Raw genomic sequence first — 18287 nt, 5'->3', positions numbered from 1 at the left:
GGGTCACCGCAGGGCCGTCCACCCGGTCAGGACAGGGTCGGGACGGTCTCGCGGACCTTCTTGGCGATCTCGGGCGGGAGCGGCGCGTAGCCCTCCTTGACCAGGACCTCCTGGCCGAAGTCGCTCGCGGTGTAGTTGAGGAACGACTTGACGGCGTCGAGGCTCTCGGGCTTGTTGCCCTTGTCGCAGGCGATCTCGTAGGTGACGAGCATCAGCGGGTAGGCGCCCTCGGCCTTGGTCGCGTAGTTCAGGTCCAGCGCGAGGTCCTTGCCCTTGCCGACGACCTTGGCGTCCGCGATGGCCTTGGAGGCGTTCTCCGGGCTGACCTCGACCGGCTCGGAGGCGCCGGTGTCGAGCTTCGCCGTGGAGAGATCGTTGCTCGTGGCGTAGGAGAGCTCGACGTAGGAGATGGCGCCCTCGGTCTGCTTGACCTGGGCGGAGACGCCGGAGGAGCCGCTCGCGCCCTGGCCGCCCTTGGCGGGCCAGGCCTTCTCGTCCGGGTACTTCCAGTCGCCGGGGGCGGCCTTGCCCAGGTACTTGCCCAGGTTGGCGGTGGTGCCCGACTCGTCGGAGCGGTGGAACGGGTGGATCTCCTTGGCGGGGAGATCGGCCTTCGGGTTCAGCTTCTTGATCGCCGGGTCGTTCCACTTCTTGATCTTCGAGTCGAAGATCTTGGCGAGCGTGGGGGCGTCCAGGACCAGGTCGTCCACGCCGGGCAGGTTGTAGCTGACGGCGACGGGGCCACCGACCATGGGCAGGTTGATGCCCTGGCCGCCCTTGCAGATCTTCTTGGACGCGGCCACTTCCTCGGGCTTCAGCGCCGAGTCGGAGCCCGCGAAGGCCGTGGAGCCCTGGGTGAACTGGGTGATGCCGCCGCCGGAGCCGACGGGGTTGTAGTTGAGCTGCACGTCCTTGCAGGCGGCCATGTAGTTCTTGATCCACACGTCCATGGCGTTCTTCTGCGCGGACGAGCCGGAGGCGAGGAGCTTGCCCTTGCCGGCGCACTCGATGTTCTTCGCGGCCTTCTTCTCGTTGACGCCGTTCGCCGCGCTGTTGTCGTCGGAACCGCAGGCCGTGAGGACCAGTGCGCTGGAGACGGCGATCGCGCCGACGGCGAGGGCGCGCATGCCACGTCCGTTCCTACCCTGAAGATTCACCTTCGTTGTTCCTTCCTGAAGTCCGCCGGAGAAGGGCGAAGCAGAGGTGGTCACTCGCGTTCGGCCGGCGGACGGAATGCCCACCGGTGAGGCCGAACGTAGGGACGTCAGATGAATCGGCCAGCGGGGACGGGTGAACGCCAGGTGAACCTCGCCCGTCGGTGCGGAAGCGGGATAGCGGGTGGGCGCGCGGTGTGGGTCCGCGGATGTGCGGTGTCGCCGGGTCGCCCTCGGTCGTCCGGGCCGGCTCCGGCTGAGCCGGGCTCACGTCCCGGGTTCCCCGGCTTCGCCCGCTTGCCCGCAGCAGATGCGCGGGGAAAGAGAGCGAAACCCGAGGAGAGCCGACGAGAACCGAGGAGAGGAGCGGGCGGGCTGAGGGCTACACGCCGTTGGGGCCGGAGCCGCCGAGCTGCTGCAATGTCTCGGCGAACGCGTCGCGGGCCGTGTTGTCGATGAGGACGAAGCGCACCTCGGCGACCCCGGTCTCCGTTCCGTGGACGGCCCTGAGGGCGATCCGCGCCGCTTCGGCGACCGGCCACCGGTACGCGCCGGTCGAGATGGCGGGGAAGGCGGCCGTGCGGGCTCCCAGGGCATCGGCGACCCGGAGGGACTCGACGTAGCAGGACCCGAGCAGCTCCGAGCGGTCCTCGGAGCACGACCACACCGGACCCACGGTGTGGATCACCCAGTGGGCGGGAAGAAGCCCGGCGCCCGTGGCCACCGCCTGGCCGGCCGGCAGCCCCTCGCTGTACCGCGAGCTGCGCAGTGCACGGCATTCGCGCAGGATCTCCGGCCCCCCGGCGCGGTGGATGGCGCCGTCCACACCGCCTCCGCCGAGCAGTGACGAGTTCGCCGCGTTGACGACCGCGTCGACCGCCTGGCGTGTGATGTCGCCCGGTACCAGGGTGATGTTCGTCATGATCCTTATCCCTCGAATTCGACCAAAGGGCCAACGGGCCTGGGCATATGACTCTGGCGAATTGCTCCTCGGCGTTCCGCAGTCGTCCGCCTGCCGCTATGGTCGCCATTCGATGCCTGGCGCCGCACCCCGGTACGGGACCCTCCGGGAATCCCCGAGTATGCGGCACGCCGGCAGGCAGCTGTCTCGCCCTCGGGGGGAGGGAAGGAAACCGACCATGCCCGTACCCGCACCGCAGCCGGGGAGGACCCTCGCTGCGGGAGGCCCGTCCGCGGACCTCGCGTCACGCTCCCGCGCGGAGCGCGCGCCGGAGCACCTGCTGCCGAAGCAGGCCGCACCGGTGGACGACGCGATGCCCGGGACCGGTCCGGCGGCGGGCGGTCGGACACCCGAGGCCCGCTCCGACGTGTCGGGCGGGCCGTTGACCCTCCTCGTCATCGAGGAGGACCCCGGGAGTTCCTTCGCCGTCCCCGAGATGTTGGACGCCAACGGCAAACGGGTCAGGATCCGCACCGCCCGCAACCTGACCGAGGCGCGGCGGCTGCTCACGGACGACGTGCACTGCGTCCTGCTCGACATGGCCCCCGCCGACCCGGGCGGCACCGCCGGACCCGAGCTGGGGACCCTGCGCGAGCTCCTGCAGCTCGCCCCCCGGCACGCCGTTCTGGCGCTCACCGACGAGGGGGACGCCGAGCGCGGCGCCGAGGCCGTACGCGTCGGGGCGCAGGACTACCTCTTCCGCGGCGAACTCGACGGGCGGCTGCTGAACCGGGCCATCCGGTACGCCGTGGAGCGCAAGCGGGCGGACGTCGCCCAGCGACAACTCACCGAGTCCCGCCTGCGCGGCCAGGAGAACGCCCGTCTCGAGCGGGGGCTGCTGCCGAAGCCGCTGCTGGAGGGCTCCGGACTGCGGTTCGCCGCCCGCTACCGTCCCGGACGCAGCCGGGCGCTGCTCGGCGGCGACTTCTACGACACCGTCCGCACCCCGGACGGCACCGTGCACGCGATGATCGGCGACGTCTGCGGTCATGGCCCCGACGAGGCGGCTCTGGGGGTCGAACTGCGCATCGCCTGGCGGGCGCTGACGTTCGCGGGGCTCTGCGGCGACCAGTTGCTGAACACGCTGCAGCAGGTTCTGGAGAACGAGCGCGCGGACGACGAGATCTTCGCGACGCTGTGCACCATCGACATCGCACCCGACGAACGCCGCGCCGGTGTGTGCCTGGCCGGGCATCCCGCACCGCTGATCACCCGGGCGGGACGCTCCCCGCGGCTGCTGCCGCAGGAGGACGGCGGCCCCGCGCTCGGTCTGCTGCCGAGGGCCCGCTGGCCGCGCCGGCAGGTGGAGCTCGGCGGCGCGTGGAGCCTGATGATGTACACCGACGGGCTCATCGAGGGCCGCATCGGGCAGGGCAAGCAGCGGCTGGGCCAGGAGGGCCTGATCGACGTCGTCAGCCGGTCCATGGCAGCGGGGCTGCGCGGCGAACAGCTGCTGGACGCGTCGGTGACCGAGGCCCAGAGGCTCAACGGTGGCGAGCTGACGGACGACGTGGCCGTGCTCCTGCTGGACCGCGGACGCTGCTGAACCGGGCCCCACGCTGCTGAGCCGTTCCGGTCCGCCCGCCGGGCGGACGATGTCGTGGCCGCGAGCGTGCCGGTCGGGCGAGATGGCCGTCCGAGGTCAGCGCCCGCCGTTGTACGGGCCGTAGGGCCCGTCGGAGCTGCTGCCGCGGCGGCCTCCGCCCCCCGAGACCTGCCGGACCGCGGGACGGACGTCCACGATGTACACGATGGTGGCGATCAGGCCGATGATGGCGAGGAAGAAGAAGCCGATCAGATTGGCGACCACCGCCAGGCCCAGGACGATCAGCCAGAACGGCTTGGTCTGCTTGTCCGCGGCCCGGTAGGCGTCGGGACGGCGGAAGGCGGAGTCGACCAGGGCGAACGCCGCGAACAGGAGAATGCCCAGCTGGATCCAGCTGAGGAGATTGTTGAAACCCTGTACCAGCACGCGGTCCACCGCCCGGAAGATCTTCGGAACTCATCGGCTCGACGAGCCGGGGCCTGCCGAGTCCCCGTTGGGCCCGACCCGGCACGTCACCGGCGCCCTTGCCGACACCGTACCCCTACAACGGGCCGGGCACGCCCGGCGTGCCCGGCCCGTCCTATGCCCCGCATCCGTTCCTCACTTGGCGGACGGCGGCGTGGACTTCTTCATGTTGGTCTTGCGCGACGACGGCGGCGGCGACGGCTTGTGGGCGTCGGTCGAGCCGTTGGCCCCGTGGTTGCCGTTGGGGTTGTGGTCGCCGGGCTTCGACGGGACGGGCTTGGTCTTGGCGGAGGGGGACGACGCCGGGTCGGACTCGATCGCCACCGCGACGTCCTCGACCCGCTCGGCGGCCTCGCCGCGCCAGTTCTGCACGGCGCCGCGGCCGCGCTCGGCCAGCTCGTCGTACGTCTCGCGGGCCTTGACCGCGTACTCGGCGGCGCGGCCGACGCCCTGCAGTGCGAGGCCCTGGGCCTGCTCGCGCAGCTTCTTGATGTCGGTGTCGAGGGTGCCGAACACCTCGTTCAGCTTGCCCTGCACCGTGGCCTGGGCCTCCTTGGCCTGCTTGGTCATGCGCTCCTGCATGGCCTTGCGGTCGGCGGTCCGTACGGCGGCGATCCGCTCGGGGGCCTCGGCCCGCAGCTTGTCGATCAGGGCCGGGACCTCCTTGAGCTTCTCGGCCGCGAGGTCCGCGGTGCCGGCGGCCGCGTACAGCGGCGTCGGGTCGGTGAGCGTCTTGCGCAGGTCTTCGGTGATGGCCATGGCGTGGTCCTTCCGGATCAGTTCGAGGGTTTTCCGGCTTCTCCGCCTCCGCCGGCCGGTGACGTACCGGTCGCTCCGGTGTCCGTGGTGATCCCGTTCTCCTTGCGGAACGACTCGTAGATCTGCAGCAGCACCTGCTTCTGCCGCTCGTTGATCGTCGGATCGGTCAGGACGGCGTTCTGCACCTCAAGGCCGTCCCGGTCCCGCTCGTCGAGAATCCCGGCCTGCACGTAGAGCGTTTCGGCGGAGATGCGCAGCGCCTTGGCCAGCTGCTGCAGGATCTCCGCGCTCGGTTTGCGCAGTCCGCGCTCGATCTGACTGAGATACGGATTGGACACCCCGGCGGCGTCGGCGAGCTGGCGCAGGGACAGCTGTGCGCTGCGCCGCTGCTCCCTCAGGAACCCACCGAGATTGCCGACGTTGAGTGAAGCCATGACACCGATGGTGACGCAGGGCGCTAACTTTTGCAAGCAAGTTGCTTGCTGGAGTGTTGCGAGGGGCGGGACGGGTGCGGTGGTGCGAGTCGTCATGCTCGGTCCCGGTCGGCCGGCCTTCTGCCGTGTGGGCTCGGCACGGGTGCGACCGTCGAGGGAGGCGGCACCTGGGCCCGGTGGCGGACGCCACCGGAAGCGCAAGCCGTGACACCGGAGTGCTGCTGTGCCGGTTCTGTGACGTGGTCGCTACCGGACCGCGGCCCGCAGGCCGCTAGCGTCGGGCCCATGATCGTATGGCTCAACGGCACCCACGGCGCAGGCAAGACGACCACCAGTGCACTCGTGCAGGAGCTGATCCCGGATTCACGGGTGTTCGACGCCGAGAAGGTCGGCGAGACGCTCATGGACATCACGCCGGGACTGCCCGGGACGGACAACTTCCAGCACTGGCCGCCGTGGCGGCCGCTCGTCGTCGAGACCGCCCGCCGCGTGCTCGACTACACCGGCGGCACCTTGGTGATGCCCATGACCGTCCTGGTCGAGGACTACTGGCGCGAGATCAGCGCAGGCTTCGCCCACCATGCCATCCCGGTACGGCACTTCGTCCTTCACGCCGACCAGGACACACTCCGCGGACGCATCGCGGGCGACACCGTACTCGGCCCCGACTCCCCGTTCCGTCTCCGGTACCTCGAGCCCTACGCCGAGGCGGCCCGCACGTGGCTGCACGCCGAGGCCGAGGTCGTCGACACCACGCACCTCACGCCGGCCCAGGCAGCCCTGCAGATCGCCGAGGCCGTCAAGGGCTGAGGTCCGCCGCCTCCGCCGGCCGGTCCAGGGGCCACGGAGACGGTCTGCGTGCCATGAACACGTCCACCGGATCCTCGTCCTCGACGGTGAACCCGTGCCGCTCGTACAGCCGTCGGGCCGGGCTGCCCCGCAGGACGTTCAACCGGACGAGGGCGCCGCGGCGGTCGCACTCCTCCAGCAGTTCGCGCAGCACCCCCGAACCGACGCCCCGGCCCTGGAGGCGGGGCGCCAGGTAGAAGTGCTCCAGCCAGAGGGCGTCATCGGCCGGTCGCAGCGACACGCAGCCGGCGAACGCGCCGCTCTCCTCGATCACCCGGGTGTGGGCCGGGTCGAATCCGTCGCGCAACCGTGCCGTACCCGTTGCGCGTCGTACCGCCCGAGCCGTTGCAGATCGGTCCGCAGGACCACCGCACGGAGTTCGGCCACTGCCTCGACGTCCGACCACGCCGCCGACCGTACGATCAGGTCCCTCATGATCGCCACGATAACGTGACGGTTTCTTCCTTACCGGCCCGCACCACCATGCGAACGGTCGTGATGTGCAGGCGATTGCGGTGTCCCGGCGGCAGTCGCGGGTGCAGGCCGGTGAACACCTCGGACCAGCCGTGCGGGATCGGGCGTTCCGCCGGCTCTCCGCGCCCCGAGGTTCCGGCCGGTCCCGGACCCGTACCCACCGGTCGGTGCCGGCGTGTAGGTTCGGGACCCGGTGGCATCCCCGGGCGCGCCCCGTCCCCGGCGGCCGCCGCCCGTGCCCGCCCCGGAGTGTGAGGACGCGTCATGCGCTACATCATCATCGGTGCCGGAGCGATCGGCGGTGCGATCGGCGGACGCCTCCACGACAGCGGCCACGACGTCGTCCTGGTGGCCCGCGGCCGGCACCACGACACGCTGCGGGACCGTGGTCTGCGGCTACGGACCCCCGACGGCGACCTCGAACTCTCCGTCCCCGTGGCCGGGCGCCCCGAGGACGTCGGACTGCGCCCCGACGACGTCCTCGTGCTCGCCGTGAAGACCCAGGACAGCGGAGCCGCACTGGACGCCTGGGCCCACCGCCCGGTGGAGGGCGGCGGGACGGCCGCCCGCCGCCTGCCGCTGATCTGTGCCCAGAACGGCGTCGAGAACGAGCGGCTGGCCCTGCGGCGCTTCCAACGGGTGTACGGCATGTGCGTCTGGCTGCCCGCCACCCACGTCGAACCGGGTGAGGTCACGGTGCCCTGCGGCCCGTACGCCGGCGCCCTCACCCTGGGCCGGTTCCCCTCCGGGCAGGACGACGTCGTCCGGCGGATGGGCGCGGACCTGGAGAAGTCCGGATTCCTGGCACCGGTCGTGGACCACGTGATGCGCTGGAAGTACGCCAAGCTCGTCACCAATCTGGGCAACGCGGTCAACGCCCTGTGCGGACCGGGCGCCGGCCCCGAGGCAAAGGCCCTCGCCGAGCGTGCGCGGGAGGAGGGGGCCGCGGTCCTCGATGCGGCCGGGACCGACCGGGCGAGCGCCGGTGAGCTGAGCGAACTCGTCGCCGGAAAGGTCGAGATGCGGCCGGTGGCCGGTGTGCAGCACGGCAGGGGGTCCTCCTGGCAGAGCCTGGCGCGAGGCAGCGGAACCATCGAATCCGACTTCCTCAACGGGGAGATCGTGCTGCTCGGGCGGCTGCACGGAATCGCGACCCCGGTCAACGAGGCGCTGCGCGAGGCGGCGAACGAGGCGGCGCGGGCCCACCGTCCGCCGGGAAGCATGACGGGTGCCGAACTCGGCGCACGCGTCGACGCGTTCCGGTGACCGGACTGCCGCCGGGACACTGAATCCACCGGTCCGGGAGGGACACATGAAACTGCGCTGCGCCGTCCTCGACGACTACCAGGGCGTGGCCATGACGAGCGCCGACTGGGCACCGGTCGCGGAGACGGTGGAGGTGGTCCCCTTCACCCGCCACCACGACACCGAGGACGAACTCGCCGCGGCACTTGCCGAGTTCGACATCGTGGTCACCCTGCGTGAGCGGGTGCCCTTCCCGGCCTCGCTGTTCGCGCGCCTCCCGCGCCTGAAACTGCTCGTCGCCTCCGGTATGCGCAACAGCGTCATCGATCTCCACGCGGCGCACGAGCACGGGGTGACGGTGTGCGGAACCGAGAGTTCCCCTCATCCGCCGGTCGAGCTGACCTGGGCGCTCCTGCTCTCCCTCGCCCGCGGCATCGTGACCGAGAGCACCGCACTGCGCACCGGCGGGCCCTGGCAGAGCACGGTCGGCGCGGACCTGCACGGCCGGCGGCTCGGGCTGCTCGGACTGGGGAAGATCGGCAGCCGGGTGGCGCGGATCGGCGCGGCCTTCGGCATGGACGTGGCGGCCTGGAGTCCGAACCTGACCCCGGAACGGGCCGAGGCGGGCGGGGCGGTGCTCGCCGCGTCCAAGGAGGACCTGCTGGCGAGCAGCGACTTCGTCTCCGTCCACCTGGTGCTGGGCGAGCGCACCCGCGGTCTGCTGGGCGCCCCGGAACTGGCGCTCATGAAACCGGGTGCCTACCTCGTCAACACCTCCCGGTCGGCGATCGTGGACCGGGAAGCGCTCCTCGCCGCGCTGCGGGACGGCGTCATCGCCGGAGCCGCCGTCGACGTGTTCGACATCGAGCCGCTCCCCGCGGCCGATCCGCTGCGGACCGTCCCCCGGCTGCTGGCCACCCCGCACCTCGGGTATGTGTCGCAGTCCAACTACCGCAGGTACTTCGGCCAGGCCGTCGAGGACATCCGGGCATTCCTCGCCGGCGCGCCCGTCCGCACGCTGGGCTGACTTCGCGGGGACGTCGGCGAGCGGGCCGCGCGGGCACCCGGCCCAGGAGGAGAGGACGCGCATGGGGATCAACAAGCAGCGCATGCTGGCGGGCGACTGGTACCTGCCCGACGACGACGAACTCGCCGCGGAATCCGCACGCCGGGTGGAACTGTGCGCCACCTACAACACGGCATACGCGGCCGGGGCCGCCGAACGCCGCGCCCTCCTGGAGCAGCTGCTGGGTTCCGTCGGCGACGGGGTGCGGATCCGGGCACCCTTCCACTGCGACTTCGGCCACCACATCACCGTCGGCGAACGGACGTTCGTCAACTTCGGGGCGGTCATGCTCGACGCCGCGCCGATCACGATCGGTTCGGACGTGCAGATCGGGCCGAACGTCCAACTGCTCACTCCGACCCATGAGATGGACGCCGAACGCCGGCGGGCCGGCTGGGAGAAGGCGGTCCCGGTGACCATCGGCGACAACGTCTGGCTGGGCGGCGGGGTGATCGTCTGCCCCGGGGTGACCATCGGGAACGACACCGTGGTGGGCGCCGGGGCGGTCGTCACGAAGGACCTGCCCCCCGGGGTGCTGGCCGTCGGAAACCCGGCCCGCGTGGTGCGGGCACCTGACGGGTAGGAAGTCTTCGAAGGCGCTTCCCCGGGTCTTGCCGCACATGGCTTGATCGCAACGGCCTTGTCGGACCCCCCGTATATGATTGTTCACCCAGAGTGAGGTTCGGCTCAGAGGATCCGGGGAGTGGTGGGCCGTGGGGACGAAGACGGGAATCCTGGCGTTCGCGGAGGACGACCTGCGAGGTGCTCTGCACGAGGGGATGTCCGCGGAGGAGGGGGCCACGCGCGAGCTGGTGGACCGGCTCTTCCCGGACCGGGTCGAGGAGCGGGTCGCGGACCGCAACCTGGCCGAGGCGGTGTGGCCCCCGGGGGACATGGTGTACGCCGCGAGTTTTCCCGGCGTGGACATCGTCTGCAGCCAGGAGGTCGTGTTCCAGCGGCCCAGCGACATGTCCGCCCTGGTCGCGCGGGCGGGCTCCGGCAGTCAGGCGTACGCACACTTCATGCAGAGCGCCGTCGACTGGACCGCCTTCGCGCTGTGGGAGGAAGGGGATCTGGTCCGCTCGCTCAGCGTCGGCCCCGACACGGGGGTGGTGGAGAACGTGGGCGAGGCGCTCACCTTCGAGACGCCGTACTGGGGCGGTCTGCACCCGGTGGAGTACCCGGAGGACAACTTCCTGCCGGAGGACCCGTATCCGCTGCCGTTCCACCCGCCGGAGCTGGGCGAGGCGGCACTGAAGGAGCTCTTCGGGTTCGTCATCGAGGGCATGCCCGACGCCCGCTGTGTCGACCCGTTCGAGGTGACGCTCTCGGGTTTCCGGCTGGCCCGGTAGCCACGGCCGGAGCGGTGAGGGACGGCGGGCGAGGAGGGTGCGCCGGGGCGCTCGGAGGGAGCGGGCGGACGGCGGGGGCGTCCGCTTGACCCTCACACAGGGGGAGACCCTGGAGTGGGAGGCGTCATGTTCAGTATCGGAGATTTCGCCAAGCACGGCCGGGTGTCGATCCGGATGCTCCGCCACTACGACGCGATCGGGCTGCTGCGGCCTGCCCGGGTGGATCCGGCGAGCAGCTACCGCTTCTACGAGGCTGCCCAGCTCACTCGCCTCAACCGCATCGTCGCCCTCAAGGGCCTCGGGTTCTCGCTCGAGCAGGTGCGGTCGGTCCTCGACGAGCAGGTGAGCGCCGAGCAGTTGCGCGGGATGCTCAGGCTCCGGCGCGCCGAGCTCGAGGCGGCGATGGCGGCGGACGCGGCGCGGCTGGCCGGTGTCGAGGCGAGGCTCCGGGTTCTTGAGAGCGAGGGTCGCATGTCCGACGACGTGGTGGTCAAACGCCTTCCCGCGGTCCGGCTGGCCGAACTGCGCGGGACGGCCGCAGGGTTCGAGCCGGAGGACATCGGTCCGGTGATCGGGCCGCTCTACGAGGAGTTGTGCAGGAGACTCGCCGACGCCGGCGTCACGCCGGTGGGTCCGGGCATCGCCTTCTACGAAGAGGTGCGGGGCGGCGGGGCGTCTCCCGGCGGGGCGGTCACGGGCTCCGGGGCGGTGATCGTCCACGCCGGGCTGCCCGTCGCCGTGGAACGACAGGAGGGCCAGGACTTCGGCATCGTCGACCTGCCGGAGGTCGAGAGCGCGGCGACGATCGTCCATCGCGGATCGATGGAGGAGGTCATGCCCAGCGTCCAGGCGCTCGCCCGCTGGATCGACGAGAACGGGTACCGGTCCGCAGGGCCGGCCCGTGAGCTCTACCTCGAGTGCGAGGGCCACCCGGACCAGTGGGTGACCGAGTTGCAGGAGCCCGTCCGGCCGGCGTGAGCCGCCCGTGCTCCGCTCGAGCGTCCGGGCGGATCGGCGCCCCGGTCCCACTGGAGTGCCGGGGCGTCCCGTCCGCTCCGTCCGTCGGTCCGCAGTCCGCTGCGGACCGATGTGCCGCGCAGCGAGGTCACCGCGGCATGCCGCGACCGCGAGCCCTCGCTGCGGTGTCGCGGGCCCTGTGCTCCTCCCATGCGGTCAACTGCTCGATGTCCTCGGGCAGTGCATCCCACTCGCGCCCGCCGCCGAGGGGGCGCAGGAAGATGCGCCCCTCCTGGACCTCCATCACTTCCCCCACTTCGTCCCGGGCGGCGTCCCGGGCGACGGATCCGACCTCGGGGGCCGTGGGTTTCTCTCGTTCCTCGGGCGTTCTGGCGTGCTGCATCGGACGGTTCACGTCTCCCGGTGTCGTCGCTGAGTCATCTCGTGGGGGATGCGACGCGGGATCTGGAGCGGGGCCTGCGGACGGGCGCGCTGGGGGGAATCGTGCGGGCGTTCATGTCTTGGTGAGCGCACGGACGGCGGAAAACGTCACCCTCCGTGCGTCGTTCGTGGCCATCCGAGGTGACGGCCCGCGGTCAGGACGGCTCCGGCCCGGCCGGGTCCGGCCCCGGGTACCGCCGTCGCTCGGGGCCGCACCTATGATCCGGGCGTGACCGAATCCTCCTTGGCGCAGCGCTACGAGACATCGACCGACCCGGCCCGCCTGGACGTCCCGCTGGTGCACCGGTGGCTCTCCACCGATGCCTACTGGGCGCTCGGCCGGTCCGAGGAGACCGTGCGCCGGGCCGTCGAGGGATCGCTCAACTTCGGGATGTACGAACAGGGTTCGGGACGCCAGGTCGCCTACGCGCGGGTGGTCACCGACCGCGCCACGTTCGCCTGGCTCTGCGACGTCTACGTCGATGCGTCACTGCGCGGCACGGGCGTCGGCACTGCCCTGCTGGAAGAGGTTCGGGATCGTCTCGAACCGTTCGGTCTGCGCCGCGTCATGCTCGCCACGGCGGACGCCCACGGCCTCTACGAGAAGGTCGGTTTCCGCACGGTCACCGACCCGGGCAAGTGGATGGTCCTCGGCACGGAGTGACGGCGAGGCCGGACGTCCGGTAGGCAGACTCTTGACCCGGTGGCTGCGCAGTCCTGAGCCAGTCCGCGTAAACCGTGACAATCCGCCGGACGCTGGGGATCCTGGTGAGCCCCAGGACGTGCTGTGCCCGGGCGAGCACACCGTGCACCCGGACCCCTACCCGACGGCAGGTCGTCCTGGTGGGTGACGTTCCCTCGTCGCGCAGCTTGCGGGCCTCGCGCAGCAGATCGGTGTAGACGGATTGGATCCGCTTGTAGGCGAGGTAGTGACCGAGATCCGGCACCATTCCGGCAGAGGCTCCGGGCCGGCTCCTCTCGATCGTCCTGCGCCAGCTCTCGATCATGACGGCCTGTTGTGCGGCGGGATACCGCATGAGGTGCAGATGCGTCGCCAGGTCGTACAACGGGTCGCCGATCATGGCCAGTTCCCAGTCGATCGTCCACAGCTCTCCCTGGCAGTCGACGATCAGATTCTCCCGGTGCAGATCGCCGTGCAGGAGGACGAAAGGGCGCGGTGTCATGCGGTGCGCGGCCTCCGCGATGCGCGGGAGCGCTCCCTCGGGGACGCCGAGGGCGCTGAACAGACAGCCGTAGTCCTTCTCGTGCGGGGTGTACACCTCGCGTTGTGCGAAGTCGATCAGGCGACGCAAGAAGCCGGCACTGTCACCGTCGCGCGGCCAGCTCACCAGGTGTTCGCGGCGCCGAACGGGAAGGGCGTCCAGGGGCACGGCTGACAGTCGGCCGAACAACTCGGTGAGCTGGAAGAGATGATGCCCCTCCAGCGGGCAGCCGCCGCCGGACAGGGCGCCGAGTGGCCGGCCCTCGATGAAGCGGTGGAGTCTGAACCCCGGGATGCGGACGACCTCGGGTATGCGGGGGACCAACCCGTCGATACAGTCGAGCAGTTCGTCCTGGGACGGGAAGAATCGCAGGTCGAACCAGACGACCCCGGGGCGGGCGGTGAACAGTTTGAGCCTGCGGAGGGGCCCGTCGGGACAGTTTGTCGCGGGAAGGTCGATGGCGAAGACCCGGTTGTGAAAGCCACCGAGAGGTCCGCCGACCAGTCGTGCACCCAGGCGGGCCACGATGCGATCGATGTCGGTCGTCATGGAGCAAGCCTCGGGATGCAGGGGGCGGGCGGACTCGGTGCGGGTGGGCGAGCGCCGGACACTGCTGGGCATCTGCACGGTGGTGCGTGAGCCTGAGATTCCTATTCCCCGAAGACCGCAGGAGTACGTACCGGCGATGTGGGCATCGTGGGCCGCTCCCGTCTCAGTGGCTCCGGTACGTGCAATGCGATGCGGTGGGCGCCGTGAGCTGTCGCGTCGCGTGCAGAGCCTCATGAAGCGCCTGGATCGAGCCGACGGCGAACGACGCTCCGGCCGCGAGCAGCCTGCGCCGCTTGCTGCGCTTGGGGGAGTAGGCGCAGATGCGGATGCCGGCGGCACGGGCGGCGGCGACATCGGCCAGTGAGTCGCCGATCATCAGGCAGCTGTCGTGATCCGCCTGGATGCGCTTCATGGCGAGGTGGATGCAGTGGGGGTCGGGCTTCATCAGCCGGTGATCCGCAGGGCGGCCGACGACGGACGGCCGGAACCGGTCGACCAGTTCGGTGCGGTGCAGATGCGCCTCGACGGCAGCTTGGGCGTTGTTGGAGGCCACCGCCAGTCCAACGCCGTTCTCGGAAAGCCATACCACCAGGTCGTGGGCTCCCGGGGTGGGGACGGCGGTCTTCTCGGCGGCATCCACTTCCTGCCGTTCGAGGAGAGTGCGCAGGGCCGTGGCCAGTGCCGGTCGGCGTGTGCCGATGGCGTCGAGGGCGCTGCGGAAGAGTTCGTGCGGGTCGTTGCGGCGCCGGAGGCACGGGGGCTGCTGTCCGTGTGCGATCAGCAGCGCGCGGATCTGCCGTGTCATCCGGACGGTCCTGCGCCGTGCGAGCCGGTGGTTTCCGGCGAAGAGATCGCACAGGGGGCCGTCGAAGTCGAAGAGGACGTCGCGGACGTTCCCCAGGAGGTGCGCGAAGACGGCCGTGACGGCAATTGAGCCGTTGCCCGGTTCGTCGGCCGGGTCAAGAACAGAGATCAAGGTCGGATCCCGGGCCGTCTCAGTGGGTCAGATACCGAATTCCGCCTCGTCGGCGAGGTGGTCCCAGAGCGAATCAAACCACCGCTGTGCCTCACGGACGAACACGGACTGCTGTGTCGTGGCGGCCGTCTCACTCAGTGAGAAGGGGAAGAGGGTCATGCCCACCCCCAGGGAGTCGAGGATTTCGACTTCTTCGTAGCCCCCGCCGTTCTTGGCGTGCAGACGGGCAGGACGCTCTTCGACGGGGTACATCCCGAAGAGCGCATGCTTGCCATTGATGAGATAGAGCTTGGCGATCGGGGTCAATGGCATGGTCCTGACCTCGACGGAGACCTCGTCCACCAGGCGGCGGCTCTTGAGGTCGAGGAGCGCGTCGCGGACGGACCCCGCATGCCGCTCCATCAGGGCGCGGTGCCGGTTGCGGGGACGCGGGTCGCCTGGATCGGCGACCGCCCGGGGGAACGCCAGGGTGATGTCGGCGCTCGGCAGCAGGATGCGCACCGAGATCCGCCGTGGCCGGATCTCTCCGTCCTGGATGCGGAGGATCTGTGCGCGGATGTGCGCGTCGATCGACTCCGAGGTCAGCGAGATCAGGTCGAGGGTGACCTCCGGTTCCTCGAAGGCCCGGGCGATGTAGGGCCGCAGATGGACCATGGCCTGCGGTTGCTTCATGTGATCGTCATGTGTCCGGGCCACCACAGCTCCGCTGCCCTGGCGAGTCTCGATCAGCCCCTTGCTCTTGAGGTCGTCCAGCGCCCGACGGACGGTGTCCCTGGAGACCGCGAACCTGTCCACCAACGCCCGCTGGGTGGGGATGCGGGTGCCGGGGGCGTACGTGCCATCGGCGATCTCCGCTCGCAGCACCTTCACGACGTGCTCGAACTTCGTCTCACCCGAGGCTGTGCGTTCGGTAGCGGCCACCCGACAACCCTACAACTATGCCCTGATCGCGGGGAGTTGGTCGGCCAGGATGATTTCGATGCGGTGCAGATGGGGTGCCCGTGGGCCGCCGTCCGGCGGAAATTTGGCGCTCATTGCAGGGCAACGCTCAAACAAGTTCGTGTTCTTGTCTGCTTTCCGGACAATTTTGTCTGCGAGCTTGGTCGGCCAGTTAGTGGATCGTGTGGGGCGGGGACAACTCTTGTACGACCAACTCAACCGATTTGATGGGTAGTTGATGGGCCAAGTGAACCCTCCAGGATGCGCCTGTCCGACGACGTACGGGCTCTCCGTCGCACTCCGGTTCCACGCCGCTCCCCCAAGGAGGAACCATGCTGCCGGAAACCGAACTCGCCCCCGTCGTCGCACTCACCCTGACCGTGCTCCTGGTCGGCCTGGAGCAGCTGGTGCAGTGGCGCTACGGAGCCATGGGCCTCGTCGGCCTCAGCCTGCTCGGCATCGGCGTCAAGGCGAAGAACACCACCTGCACGTCCCTCGGCGCCCTGGTGCTGGTCATGCTCCTCACCGCATAACGGCAGGCCGCACCGCCGCACGCACCGCCGCACCGAGGCTCATCTCGGTGCGACCACCCTCTCCCACCGCACCACGGTCACGCCGGCCCCACCGGTTCCCGTTCAGAAGATGTCCGGGCACCACGGCCGGCGTGAGGCGCCGAACAGGGCGTTCGCCAGCTCGGCCGCGCCCGTGCGGTGCTCCTCCACCAGCCCGAGCGCCACCTGCCGCGCCACCGACTCGTCCCCCAGGTACAACGCCCCCAACTCGCGGACGTCCAGCGTGAGATCGGCCGATGCCGTCGTCGGCGCGCACGACGCGCCCTGCGGCGACGCCTCCAGCCGGAACCGGCCGCCCGCCAAGCCCGCGCGGTCCACGACCTCCAGCACCAGCGTGCCCGGAACCGCATACGTCCGGGCCTCGAGGGCCCGCGGCACGTCCAGCAGCCGCAGCCAGAACAGGTCCGTGTGCTCGGCGATCCGGGCAGCCCGCGGATCGGGCAGGAACAGCGGCACCAGGTCGTCCGGCGCCCGCATGCCGGTGTCGACCGTCTGGATCCAGTCCACCGACATCACGTAGTGCCACAGCGCGCGTTCCGCCTCCGGGGTGGCCGCGATCAGGTCGGACACCTTGGCGACGCACCGCGCGTACATGCCCTCCCACTTGGGGTCGGCGGTGTACGTCAGCAGCCCGTCCACCTGCCCGCCCGGCGACCGGTACAGGACGTGGTACGGCTCGGTCCACGGCACGCTGGGGAATCGCAGCAGGCCCGTCAGGCTCTCCCACTTGCGCTCGCTGCGGTCCACGAACCCCGCGCGCTGCGCCCGCACCCGCTCGTACAGCTCGGGGCCCTCCTTGCGGACCTCCGCGCCGTCCACCAGGTCGATCCGGCCGCCGTCCGCCGGCACCGGGCCACGGGTGTTCAGGCCGGCCCGGTTCACGTCGATGCGCCAGGTCGTGGTGGAGGCGGCCGGGCCGAAACCGAACCGGCCGTAGATCGGGTACTCGGCGGCGATCAGCGTCGCCACCGTGTCGCCGCGCTCCTTGGCCGGCGCCAGGTCGCTCGCCATCATCCGGCTGAGCAGTCCGCGCCGCCGGTGGCTGGGTGAGACCGTCACGTTGGTGACCGCGTTCGCACTGACGGCTGCGCCGCCGACGACCGTCAGCTCCTGGGAGAAACTGCGGAACGTCGCCACGCAGCGCCCGCCGTCGAACGCCCCCTGCGTCCGGTCCAGGTCGAAGGCCGGGCGGCGGCGTTCGGTCTCCTCGTCCGAGATCTCCGGCTGCCCGAGGAAGCCGACCGCCATGGCGCGCAGCCAGTCGTGCAGTTCGGACGGGGCGATGGTGCGGACGTCGACGCTCATGGGCGCCACGCTAGGCCAACGGCGCTAGAACGTCGCGCGGATTTTCCCGACCGGTTCGCCACCGCCGAGCAGCGGCGCGTCGGCGATCCGGTCGAGCACCGGATCGTCCACGCCCAGCCGGTGCAGAGCCCGGGCCAGCACCGGCCCGACCGCCCGCTTCGACCCGTCCTCGATCTTGAACGCCAGGGCCCGCCCGTCCGGAAGGGCCACCGCCTGGACGGCCTCCGCGCCCACCTTCGCCAGAGTCCCGGGCACCTCGCGCATCAACCAGGTGTCGTACCGGCGGGTGCCCGCCACGTACTCGGGGTGCGCGCGCATCGCGTCGGCGACCAGCCGCTCCGGGCTGCCGGGCGCCGCCAGAACATGGTGCCGGAACGCCCGGGCCAGCCCGGTGAGCGAGAGCGCCAACAGCGGTGCGCCGCAGCCGTCGGTGCCGACGTGGGCGACGGGCTCCCCGGCCGCCTCCTGGACCGCCGCCCGGATCTGCCGCTGGACCGGGTGACCGGAGTCCAGGTAGGAGTCGATCGGCAGCCCGGCCGCGTGACAGGTCAGCAGCATCGCCGCGTGCTTGCCGGAACAGTTCATGGCCCGGGGTTCGGGACCGCCGCCCGCGGCCAGGTGCTCGTCGGCAGCGACCGGGTCGATCGGCAGCTCCGCCGGGGTCTGCAGGGCTGCGGCCGTCAGCCCGGCCTCGGCCAGCATCTTCTCGACCAGATCGACGTGGAACCGCTCGCCGGAGTGGCTTCCGCAGGCCAGCGCCAGGCGCTCGCCGGACAGTGGGGCGCCCGCGCGCAGCATCCCGGCCGCCTGCATCGGCTTGTTCGCAGAGCGGGGGAAGAACGGCGAGGTCACGTCCCCCAGCGACCAGGCGACCCGGCCGTCGGCGGCCAGCACCACGAGTGAACCGCGGTGCCGGCTCTCCGTGAAGCGGGAACGGACCGCCTCGGCGAGCACCGGTGGGGCCGCGTGCTCAGCGGGGCCGCCCGGCGCCCGGCCTATGCCCCCGGCCGGGGGCTCCAT

General features: G+C 70.8%; 20 protein-coding genes and 1 pseudogene. 9 read left to right on the top strand and 12 right to left on the bottom strand.

Features of this window, described 5'->3' with window-relative positions:
- Window positions 1-26: 26 nt before the first annotated feature.
- Window positions 27-1127, bottom strand: a complete 1101-nt coding sequence (pstS, locus tag M1E25_RS08205) for a phosphate ABC transporter substrate-binding protein PstS (RefSeq protein WP_285830517.1) — start codon at window positions 1125-1127, stop codon at window positions 27-29.
- A 409-nt stretch (window positions 1128-1536) separates the two neighbouring features.
- The gene (locus tag M1E25_RS08200; protein ID WP_251411970.1) at window positions 1537-2076 is read right to left on the bottom strand and encodes an O-acetyl-ADP-ribose deacetylase; all 540 of its coding nucleotides are present in this window, start codon (window positions 2074-2076) and stop codon (window positions 1537-1539) included.
- Between the two features lie 112 nt (window positions 2077-2188).
- Here M1E25_RS08200 and M1E25_RS08195 point away from each other — a divergent pair, with 112 nt between their 5' ends.
- Window positions 2189-3661 carry a PP2C family protein-serine/threonine phosphatase gene (locus M1E25_RS08195; RefSeq protein WP_372500540.1) on the top strand — a complete coding sequence of 491 codons (1473 nt, stop codon included), beginning with the start codon at window positions 2189-2191 and terminating at the stop codon, window positions 3659-3661.
- A 96-nt stretch (window positions 3662-3757) separates the two neighbouring features.
- Here the strand turns inward: M1E25_RS08195 and M1E25_RS08190 are convergent, their stop codons facing one another.
- The 3 genes from M1E25_RS08190 to M1E25_RS08180 all read right to left on the bottom strand — a co-directional run bounded on the left by M1E25_RS08190 (window position 3758) and on the right by M1E25_RS08180 (window position 5319).
- A complete protein-coding gene (locus M1E25_RS08190; protein WP_251412033.1) occupies window positions 3758-4087 on the bottom strand; it encodes a DUF2516 family protein in 330 nt (109 codons plus the stop codon).
- A gap of 174 nt (window positions 4088-4261) precedes the next feature.
- Window positions 4262-4885 (bottom strand): hypothetical protein, encoded by a 624-nt coding sequence (locus tag M1E25_RS08185; RefSeq protein WP_251411965.1) that lies wholly within the window; start codon window positions 4883-4885, stop codon window positions 4262-4264.
- Window positions 4886-4902: 17 nt separating this feature from the next.
- Entirely contained in the window at window positions 4903-5319 is a 417-nt protein-coding gene (locus tag M1E25_RS08180) for a helix-turn-helix domain-containing protein (protein ID WP_251411963.1), read from the bottom strand.
- A gap of 285 nt (window positions 5320-5604) precedes the next feature.
- Here M1E25_RS08180 and M1E25_RS08175 point away from each other — a divergent pair, with 285 nt between their 5' ends.
- On the top strand, window positions 5605-6129 hold the full coding sequence (locus M1E25_RS08175) for an AAA family ATPase (RefSeq protein WP_251411961.1): 525 nt from the start codon (window positions 5605-5607) through the stop codon (window positions 6127-6129).
- Here M1E25_RS08175 and M1E25_RS08170 read toward each other — a convergent pair.
- Window positions 6119-6603, bottom strand: a pseudogene (locus tag M1E25_RS08170) (GNAT family N-acetyltransferase). The gene M1E25_RS08175 and the pseudogene M1E25_RS08170 overlap by 11 nt on opposite strands.
- Before the next feature lie 303 nt (window positions 6604-6906).
- Between M1E25_RS08170 and M1E25_RS08165 the strand changes: the two are divergent.
- The 5 genes from M1E25_RS08165 to M1E25_RS08145 all read left to right on the top strand — a co-directional run bounded on the left by M1E25_RS08165 (window position 6907) and on the right by M1E25_RS08145 (window position 11283).
- Window positions 6907-7908 carry a ketopantoate reductase family protein gene (locus tag M1E25_RS08165; RefSeq protein WP_251411959.1) on the top strand — a complete coding sequence of 334 codons (1002 nt, stop codon included), beginning with the start codon at window positions 6907-6909 and terminating at the stop codon, window positions 7906-7908.
- A gap of 46 nt (window positions 7909-7954) precedes the next feature.
- Window positions 7955-8914 (top strand): D-2-hydroxyacid dehydrogenase family protein, encoded by a 960-nt coding sequence (locus tag M1E25_RS08160; RefSeq protein ID WP_251411957.1) that lies wholly within the window; start codon window positions 7955-7957, stop codon window positions 8912-8914.
- A gap of 61 nt (window positions 8915-8975) precedes the next feature.
- Window positions 8976-9536, top strand: coding sequence for a sugar O-acetyltransferase (locus M1E25_RS08155; protein ID WP_251411955.1), 561 nt, complete (start codon window positions 8976-8978; stop codon window positions 9534-9536).
- A 130-nt stretch (window positions 9537-9666) separates the two neighbouring features.
- A complete protein-coding gene (locus M1E25_RS08150; RefSeq protein ID WP_251411952.1) occupies window positions 9667-10305 on the top strand; it encodes a DUF6928 family protein in 639 nt (212 codons plus the stop codon).
- Between the two features lie 126 nt (window positions 10306-10431).
- Complete coding sequence (locus M1E25_RS08145; RefSeq protein WP_251411950.1) at window positions 10432-11283, top strand: MerR family transcriptional regulator; 852 nt, start codon at window positions 10432-10434, stop codon at window positions 11281-11283.
- 127 nt (window positions 11284-11410) lie between these two features.
- Here M1E25_RS08145 and M1E25_RS08140 read toward each other — a convergent pair whose 3' ends face one another.
- Window positions 11411-11677, bottom strand: coding sequence for a hypothetical protein (locus M1E25_RS08140; protein ID WP_251411947.1), 267 nt, complete (start codon window positions 11675-11677; stop codon window positions 11411-11413).
- A 255-nt stretch (window positions 11678-11932) separates the two neighbouring features.
- On the opposite strand from M1E25_RS08140, the gene M1E25_RS08135 reads away from it, so the two are divergent.
- Complete coding sequence (locus M1E25_RS08135) at window positions 11933-12367, top strand: GNAT family N-acetyltransferase (protein ID WP_251411945.1); 435 nt, start codon at window positions 11933-11935, stop codon at window positions 12365-12367.
- On the opposite strand, the gene M1E25_RS08130 is transcribed toward M1E25_RS08135, so the two are convergent.
- The 3 genes from M1E25_RS08130 to M1E25_RS08120 all read right to left on the bottom strand — a co-directional run bounded on the left by M1E25_RS08130 (window position 12327) and on the right by M1E25_RS08120 (window position 15372).
- Window positions 12327-13475 (bottom strand): aminoglycoside phosphotransferase family protein, encoded by a 1149-nt coding sequence (locus M1E25_RS08130; RefSeq protein WP_251411943.1) that lies wholly within the window; start codon window positions 13473-13475, stop codon window positions 12327-12329. The two genes, M1E25_RS08135 and M1E25_RS08130, sit on opposite strands and share 41 nt — an antisense overlap.
- Window positions 13476-13638: 163 nt before the next feature.
- The gene (locus M1E25_RS08125; RefSeq protein WP_251411941.1) at window positions 13639-14451 is read right to left on the bottom strand and encodes an HAD family hydrolase; all 813 of its coding nucleotides are present in this window, start codon (window positions 14449-14451) and stop codon (window positions 13639-13641) included.
- A gap of 27 nt (window positions 14452-14478) precedes the next feature.
- Window positions 14479-15372 (bottom strand): winged helix-turn-helix domain-containing protein, encoded by an 894-nt coding sequence (locus M1E25_RS08120; protein ID WP_251411939.1) that lies wholly within the window; start codon window positions 15370-15372, stop codon window positions 14479-14481.
- A gap of 350 nt (window positions 15373-15722) precedes the next feature.
- On the opposite strand from M1E25_RS08120, the gene M1E25_RS08115 reads away from it, so the two are divergent.
- Window positions 15723-15923 carry a hypothetical protein gene (locus tag M1E25_RS08115; RefSeq protein ID WP_251411936.1) on the top strand — a complete coding sequence of 67 codons (201 nt, stop codon included), beginning with the start codon at window positions 15723-15725 and terminating at the stop codon, window positions 15921-15923.
- Between the two features lie 102 nt (window positions 15924-16025).
- On the opposite strand, the gene M1E25_RS08110 is transcribed toward M1E25_RS08115, so the two are convergent.
- Both M1E25_RS08110 and M1E25_RS08105 read right to left on the bottom strand, forming a co-directional pair.
- On the bottom strand, window positions 16026-17267 hold the full coding sequence (locus M1E25_RS08110; protein ID WP_251411934.1) for a GNAT family N-acetyltransferase: 1242 nt from the start codon (window positions 17265-17267) through the stop codon (window positions 16026-16028).
- A 24-nt stretch (window positions 17268-17291) separates the two neighbouring features.
- On the bottom strand, window positions 17292-18287 hold the full coding sequence (locus M1E25_RS08105; protein WP_251412030.1) for an asparaginase: 996 nt from the start codon (window positions 18285-18287) through the stop codon (window positions 17292-17294).

Origin of the sequence: Streptomyces meridianus, from assembly GCF_023703325.1 — a bacterium.
Classification (GTDB): Bacteria; Actinomycetota; Actinomycetes; order Streptomycetales; family Streptomycetaceae; genus Streptomyces; species Streptomyces meridianus.
The sequence above is the reverse complement of the archived record's forward strand: the minus strand, read 5'-3'. Positions and strand labels throughout refer to the sequence as shown.